The 7425-nt window shown below is 38.7% G+C and carries 6 protein-coding genes; 5 read left to right on the plus strand and 1 reads right to left on the minus strand.

What is annotated here, in order from left to right; all coding sequences use genetic code 11:
* Positions 1-8: 8 nt before the first annotated feature.
* Together ACK4M9_RS12355 and ACK4M9_RS12360 are read left to right on the plus strand one after the other, a co-directional pair.
* Positions 9-1148 (plus strand): sensor histidine kinase, encoded by a 1140-nt coding sequence (locus tag ACK4M9_RS12355; RefSeq protein ID WP_409850845.1) that lies wholly within the window; start codon positions 9-11, stop codon positions 1146-1148.
* On the plus strand, positions 1145-1744 hold the full coding sequence (locus tag ACK4M9_RS12360) for a response regulator (protein WP_409850848.1): 600 nt from the start codon (positions 1145-1147) through the stop codon (positions 1742-1744). Before ACK4M9_RS12355 ends, ACK4M9_RS12360 begins: the two co-directional genes overlap by 4 nt.
* 229 nt (positions 1745-1973) lie before the next feature.
* Here ACK4M9_RS12360 and ACK4M9_RS12365 read toward each other — a convergent pair whose 3' ends face one another.
* Entirely contained in the window at positions 1974-2405 is a 432-nt protein-coding gene (locus tag ACK4M9_RS12365) for a pyridoxamine 5'-phosphate oxidase family protein (protein ID WP_409850851.1), read from the minus strand.
* Between the two features lie 720 nt (positions 2406-3125).
* Between ACK4M9_RS12365 and ACK4M9_RS12370 the strand changes: the two genes are divergently transcribed.
* From ACK4M9_RS12370 to ACK4M9_RS12380, 3 genes are read left to right on the plus strand one after another with little or no spacing between them, the layout of a single operon-like run.
* Positions 3126-4097, plus strand: coding sequence for a TAXI family TRAP transporter solute-binding subunit (locus ACK4M9_RS12370; protein WP_409850854.1), 972 nt, complete (start codon positions 3126-3128; stop codon positions 4095-4097).
* The gene (locus tag ACK4M9_RS12375) at positions 4081-4638 is read left to right on the plus strand and encodes a DUF1850 domain-containing protein (RefSeq protein ID WP_409850884.1); all 558 of its coding nucleotides are present in this window, start codon (positions 4081-4083) and stop codon (positions 4636-4638) included. The genes ACK4M9_RS12370 and ACK4M9_RS12375 overlap by 17 nt, the downstream gene beginning before the upstream one ends.
* A 25-nt stretch (positions 4639-4663) precedes the next feature.
* Positions 4664-6871, plus strand: a complete 2208-nt coding sequence (locus ACK4M9_RS12380) for a TRAP transporter permease (protein WP_409850857.1) — start codon at positions 4664-4666, stop codon at positions 6869-6871.
* The last annotated feature ends 554 nt before the right edge of the window (positions 6872-7425 follow it).

Here is a 7425-nt window from a genome sequence, read left to right on the forward strand (position 1 = left end):
GAAAAAGTATGCAGAATTTTAGAGATAAATTCAGGAAAAATACAGGTCTAAGTCCTTTTGTATGGATTGTTTTTTATATTCTTCCTTTCTACTTTATTCTTCAATCTTCATCAACTTCTCAAGTCGTTTTTGGGATTGCGATGATTGTCGGATTTTTCATATGCTACGTGTTATCGTTCGCTTCTAAAGGATGGTTGGTCTACTTTTGGACGAGTATTCAAATTGCGATTGCTACAGCAATGAGTCTGTTGTTTGGTTATATTTACTTTTTTCTTTTTCTGGCTTTTTTTATCGGAAACTTAAAGAACCGGATTACCTTTTTCATTTTATATGGAATATTACTTGCATGTACGTTTACAACGATCTACTACGGTTTCATGACAATACATAGGCAGGTGTTAACGACTCAGTGGCCATTTGTTCTACTTAGTGTAATTGCGGTCATTCTTCTTCCGGTCAGTACGTATAACAAAAGTAGAGAAGATAAGCTACAAGGGCAGTTAAAAGATGCCAATAAAAGAATTTCGGAGCTAGTAAAATTAGAGGAAAGACAGCGGATTTCCCGAGATCTACATGATACTTTAGGTCAAAAGCTTTCGCTCATTGGTTTAAAGAGTGATTTAGCAAGTAAACTAATTAATAGTAATCCAAACCAAGCTCGTTCAGAGATAAAAGATGTGCAAAAAACGGCTCGTATCGCCTTAAAAGAAGTTCGGGAAATGGTTACAGAAATGCGCGGAACGAAGCTAGAAGATGAAGTTTATCGAGTTGAACAAATCTTAAAAGCAGCAAGGATTGCTTTTACTTTTGAAGGAAATGCCAAAATACCTAATACATCACTTATTGCAGAAAATGTAGTGAGTATGTGTATAAAAGAGGCCGTTACAAATGTTGTCAAGCATAGTAACGCCTCAGCCTGTGCTATTACCATTGAACAATTAAAAACAGAGTTAATCGTAAAAGTCATCGACAATGGAGTAGGTATAGGAAACTCTCTAGCGAACCTCACGGGAAATGGACTACAAGGAATGAAAGAGCGGCTTGAATTCGTCAATGGGAGTCTAGAAATCGTTTCTGAAGAAGGTACACAGATTATCATTAGAGTACCAAACGTCTTCAAACAAAAAGTGGAGGTGGAGTTACCATGATACGAATTGTCATTGCCGAGGATCAAAAAATGCTGTTAGGTGCCCTAGCAGCGCTATTAGATTTAGAGGATGATATGTCTGTTGTGGCAAAAGCAAGTAATGGTGAGGAGGCTGTAAAATTAGTACAAATTCATAAGCCAGATATTTGTATTATGGACATTGAAATGCCATTTAAGAGTGGCTTGGACGCAGCCGAAGAGTTAAAGGGGATTGGCTGTAAGGTGATCATCCTAACAACATTTGCCCGCTCTGGTTATTTTGAACGTGCAGTCAAAGCTGGGGTAAATGGCTATATGTTAAAGGATAGCCCTAGTGAAGAATTAGTAAACGCAATTCGCAGTGTCATGGAAGGCAAACGTATTTACGCATCTGAGTTAGTAGATGAAGTATATAGTGAAGAAAACCCATTAACCGACCGCGAAAGCGAAGTGCTCGTTCTAATGTCTGAAGGTAAGAGTACAAAGGAAATCGCAGGGCAGTTATTCATTACGACTGGCACAGTCCGCAATTATATTTCTTCTATTCTTGATAAGTTAGATGTTAGCAACCGCATCGAAGCAATTACTAGGTTCAAAGATAAAGGCTGGTTTAAATGAAAAAAGTGATATTCTCCTCTGACTGAGGGAGTATCACTTTTTTTACGGGAAACCGTGTTTGATCAAAAGCGAAAAATGATGATGGCCTATTAAAAACGGCATTAATCCAGATGAGAAGGTGTCACTGGATATCCTTGAAAGAGCGGCTTAAATTCATTACAGCTTTTCAGCGAAGAGAATGTTACCTGCGATTTCTAGTTTAAAATGCTTCAACTGTCGTTGATGCAATTTAATCGAATTTAATAGTTGCTGGTCCATCTAAATCAGGATGATTAATGAGACGAATTGACTTAGGTTCACAGCGAATTACGATATAGTTGGGGTCATCTGGCCCCGTTAAGTACTTCCGGAAATTATCGTGCCAGAACTTGTCCTTTAGTGCCTTGTCATCGTGGATCGTTGCCTCAGCCGTCATATCAATGTAAGGCTTGCCATAGCCGCCACCCTCAAAACCTAATAGAATATGGACTTTATTATTTTCTAGGATGTCTTGCACTTTTTCAGTAGCTTTACTAGAGATTGTATAGAGTGTAAACTCCTCATTGCGAAAGATCATATACCTCGAAAATGGCTGATCTCCCTTCATAGTCGAAAGTGTCCCAACCTTATGTTCACTTAAGATCCGAATAACTTCCTCGTTAATTTGTTCCTGATGCATCATATCACATCCTTAATCATAGTCTTACGCTCATTTTACCCCTAAATCGTTTCAAGATGGAGAAAATCTAGTGAATAATAGAAATTTGTCACATTTCTTGACAGAAGTCCACTTTAAGGCAGTAATGGATCCCGAAAAAGGTATTGTGAGTAAATTTCGGTCACTAATAGACAGCAATGGATCCCGAAAAAAGTGTTGTGAGTAAATTTCGGTCACTAATAGACAGCAATGGATCCCGAAAAAAGTGTTGTGAGTATATTTCGGTCACTAATAGATAGTAATGGAGCCTGAAAAAAGTATGGCGAGTAAATTTCGGTCACTAATAGACAGTAATGGATCCCGAAAAAACCGTTGTGAGTAAATATGGGTCACTAATAGATAGTAATGGAGCCCGAAAAAAGTATGGCGAGTAAATATGGGTCACTAAAAGACAGTAATGGTGCCCGAAAAAGGTATGGCGAGTAAATATGGGTCACTAATAGACAGCAATGGATCCCGAAAAAAGTATGGCGAATAAATATGGGTCACTAATAGACAGTATTGGATCTCGAAAAAGGTATTACGAGTAAAAGTGGGTCACTAATAGCTGCCGGGCACCTAAATTACGCAGGCAACAAAGAGTAAATGCTTCAGTAATATTTGTAATATTTGGACATATACTTTACCAACTTGGTTTATTCGTAGGAACCATGTATAAAACAATTAAATTAGGGGGTAAGTACTTTGAAAAAGTATAGTTTATTATTTGTTTTACTACTTGCGGTGGGGACGCTTCTTGCTGCGTGTGGTAGTTCTGATTCAGGTAAATCAGGAGATGGTGAGTGGGTAAAAGATGTCACGATTTTAACTGGTGGGGAGCAAGGGGTTTATTTTCCACTAGGTGGAGCAATGGCGCGAATTATTAGTGAGAATGTTGATGGTGTAACTGCAACTGGGGTTACAAGTGGGGCGTCTACTGTTAATAGTAACGACATTAATGATGGAAAAGCTGAATTAGGTTTAGTGCAAAATGATATTGCTTACTATGCTCATGAAGGCTCAAACATGTTTGAACAAGTGACAGATAATTTTTATGGGATTGCTACTCTTTATCCTGAAGTCGTCCAAATTGTGACATCTGCCGATAGTGGAATTGAAACTGTCGATGACTTAAAGGGGAAGCGTGTCGCCGTTGGTGACCAAGGTTCTGGTTCAGAAGCTAACGCAAAGCAAATCCTTGAAGCTCATGGTATTTCGTATGACGATTTAAATATTGAATTTATGAGTTTTGGTGATGCTGCTAGCGGAATTCAAGATGGCAACATTGATGCTGCGTTTATTACAGCGGGTACGCCAACTGGTGCGATTGAAGCATTAAAAGCAAGTAGGGAAGTACGTATCGTTAGTATTAATCCAGATAAAATAAAGGAATTAACGGAAAAATATCCATACTATACTCATTTTGATCTGCCGAGTGACGTGTATGGTACTAGTAGTGATGCAACAACAGTCGCTGTACAAGCGATGATTATTGTCAGCAAAACATTACCAGAAGATCAAGTCTATGAAATGACAAAAGCTATCTTTGAAAACTTAGATGTTATTGAAGCGACTCATGCTCGTGGTAAAGATATTACATTAGAAACGGCATTAGATGGTATGTCTATTGAAGTTCACCCAGGAGCACAGCGTTATTTTGATGAAGCTAATAAGTAAGAGGGCACGAGTTTCAGAAAGGGCATTGCGTGTTTGCAATGCCCTTTTTAAACAAAAGAAAGTAATTATAATCGTTTGTAGCACCATGCTTTTCTTGTTTATTTCGACGCTGTCTAGCCCACATAAAATTCTCGTCATTGAAGAGGCGAAGACTAAGGAAATCTTGTGGAAAAATCGAATTTTAGCTGACGAATGGTTTTGGCACGAATATATTCATTCTGTTGAAAAATCACTAGTGATTGAAAAATTTAAGGTTGACCGTACTGGACAAATTTTTGCTATGGAAAGCTGGACAAGGTCATTTGGCGCTGGATTGCCTTCTCAATTTAAAGGAACGGTAGAAATCATTGATGGCTATTACATCATGAAAGATCTCTATGAACCAATCGATGTTCTCCACATGCAGCCATCACATTTACATTCACATACATTTCATTTTCGCGACAAAGTTGTTTTCTTATCAGAACAGCCCTTTACAAGAACCCATATTAAGTTTTATATAAAAAGCTTGAGTTGGTTTGAATTTATTTTTCGGGTCTGAAATTAAGAAGGAAAGGAGCGAGAGGATGAGTAAAGAAAAGGTCGATTTGAATAAAGCTTTGGAATTAGAAGGTAGTGACCGAATATTAACGGGAAGATGGGCAGTAGTGGTCTTATTTGTATGTTTGATCATGTCTGGTTACCATTTCTATACCGCTGGTTTTGGACTCCAAGTGTCAACTAGGACGCACCTTATTTTTCATCTAACAATGGGTCTAGCCTTAGTTTTTTTAATGTATCCAATCCAAAAAGGTTTGAGTCAAAAGAAAGTTCCTTGGTATGACTTGTGTATTGCTTTAATTGTTGCTTTTGTCGGGTTTTATATCATTCAAAATCAACATTCACCTTCAATTTTAAGTGCACGACCGACAACATTGGATGTCTCGGTTGGGGTTGCTCTTGTGCTATTGGTATTAGAGGCTACGAGGCGAGTTGTTGGTAAACCATTAGTTATTATTGCTAGTGTTTTTATAGCCTATTACTTTTTGGGCGAGCATATGCCTGGTGCTTTTAGGCATGTGAGAGCAGACTTTGACCGTTTTTTTTATGAAATGACGTATACAACTGCAGGGATTTTTGGCACACCAATTAGTGTTTCGGCAACGTATGTTTTTATTTTTATTCTATTTGGCGCGATTTTGGAGTCGACAGGTGCGGGGAAAATGTTTATTGATTTAGCGCTAAGAGCCTTTGGCCGTTTCAAAGGCGGTCCTGCAAAAGCTGCCGTCCTAGCAAGTGGAATGCTAGGGAGTATCTCTGGAAGTTCGACAGCCAATGCTGTCACAACAGGTACGTTCACTATTCCGCTCATGAAAAAAGTAGGCTTTAAACCTCATGTAGCAGGAGGGATTGAAGTAGCCGCATCATCAAGTGGTCAATTTTTACCACCGATAATGGGAGCTGCTGCGTTTTTAATGATTGAATACACGAATATCCCGTATGTTGAAATTATTAAAAGTGCGTTTATTCCGGCGATCCTCTGCTATGTGGCCATCCTGTTAATGGTCCATTTTGAAGCCGCTAAAAATAATATTAGTGGTCTGAAGAAAAGCGAGCTCGTTTCCGCAAGAAAAACGTTGCTTCAACAAGGTTATTTGATCTTACCAATCTTTGTTTTACTATATTTCTTAATTAAAGGTTTTACGGTTCCAAACTCTGCTTTTTTCTCAATCGTGGTTATTTTAGTGCTCGCGTTTTTTGCACACCGTTTTAAAGAAAGAATTGGTAGAAGTTTGTTGTATGCCGCAGTGTTAATTGGCTTTTCTTTTAGTCTTAAATATATCATTTCTTTTGTAAACCAATTTACGAGTCGCGATATTTTATGGAGAAACGAAATTCCATTTTTAATCGTGATTAGTTTAGTGATTGCCGTGCTCTTTGCTGTAGGACAAAAGAAATTAAAAGTAGAATCCGCCCCTGTTCGTTACGGGCTAACAGAGCTCATTAACGGGTTTGAGTTAGCGGCAAGAAATTCATTAGCTGTTATCGTTGCTTGTGGAACAGCTGGAATTTTAATCGGGGTTGTAAATTTAACTGGCTTATCTCTAAAATTATCAAATATGATCATTTCCTTCTCTGGGAATGTTACTGCGATGCTCCCATCGTTTTTAGTTTTTGATAATACTCAATTATATTTTGCGTTAATTCTTACTGTTTTTGCATGTTTAATATTAGGGTTAGGGCTACCAACGACGGCAACCTACGTTATTTTAGCTGCGATGATTGCTCCGGCATTAGTTGGTCTAGGTGTTCCGCTTCTTGCTGCCCATTTATTCGTGTTGTATTATGGCGTATTAGCAGATGACACACCACCGATTAATTTACCGGCATACGCAACTGCAGGAATTGCTAGGGCAGAGCCGATTCGAACAGGGATCCAAGGATTTAAGTTCGATTCAGGGGCGTTGTTGCTCCCGTTTGCTTTTGCGACAAACCCAACGATTTTATTATTAAACCCAGATGCAACATGGATTGATGTCAGTATTAATATTTTTACGGCATTAATTGGCATTGTGGCTTTCGCCTCTTTTATTCAAAGATGGTTATTTGTAAAGTATTTCTGGTTTGAAAGATTAGCAGCATTGGTAGCAGCACTTGTTTTAATTCACGGCCACTGGATCACAGATCTGACCGGCGTAACACTACTGACTCTACTATTTATCTCTCAATATGTTCGTGGCAAAAAGGAAGGTAAAATAGGAACGAAAAACTCAAAAGCGCCGGTAGTAAGCTAATAGCAAAATTAGGTGCCAGGCACCGATGAGCATCAATAGATTCCGAAAAAAGTAGCTAACGGAAAAAGTGAGTCACTAATAAGCTGCAATGGATCCCGAAAAAGTAGCTATTGGAAAAAGTGGGTCACTAATAGGTAGCAATGGATCCCGATAAAGTAGCTATTGGAAAAAGTGGGTCACTAATAGGTAGCAATGGATCCCGAAATAGTGCTTATCGGAAAAAGAGGGTCACTAATAGGTAGCAATGGATCCCGAAAAAGTAGCTATTGGAAAAAGTGAGTCACTAATAAGCAGCAATGGATCCCGAAAAAGTTGCCATCGGAAAAAGTGGGTCACTAATAGGCAGCAATGGATCCCGAAAAAGTTGCCATCGGAAAAAGTGGGTCACTAATAAGCAGCAATGGATCCCGAAAAAGTAGCTAACGGAAAAAGTGAGTCACTAATAAGCAGCAATGGATCCCGAAAAAGTAGCTATTGGAAAAAGTGGGTCACTAATAGGTAGCAATGGATCCCGAAAAAGTGATATTGGTAGAATGTGGGTTACTAATTAGACA

The organism is Anaerobacillus sp., assembly GCF_046314235.1.
GTDB lineage: Bacteria > Bacillota > Bacilli > Bacillales > Anaerobacillaceae > Anaerobacillus.

Bases quoted from the DNA above. Each gene is read 5' to 3' on its own strand.
- ACK4M9_RS12365 (WP_409850851.1), bottom strand. From the start codon at position 2,405: ATGATGCATCAGGAACAAATTAACGAGGAAGTTATTCGGATCTTAAGT.
- ACK4M9_RS12375 (WP_409850884.1), top strand. From the start codon at position 4,081: ATGAAGCTAATAAGTAAGAGGGCACGAGTTTCAGAAAGGGCATTGCGT.
- ACK4M9_RS12360 (WP_409850848.1), top strand. From the start codon at position 1,145: ATGATACGAATTGTCATTGCCGAGGATCAAAAAATGCTGTTAGGTGCC.
- ACK4M9_RS12355 (WP_409850845.1), top strand. From the start codon at position 9: ATGCAGAATTTTAGAGATAAATTCAGGAAAAATACAGGTCTAAGTCCT.
- ACK4M9_RS12380 (WP_409850857.1), top strand. From the start codon at position 4,664: ATGAGTAAAGAAAAGGTCGATTTGAATAAAGCTTTGGAATTAGAAGGT.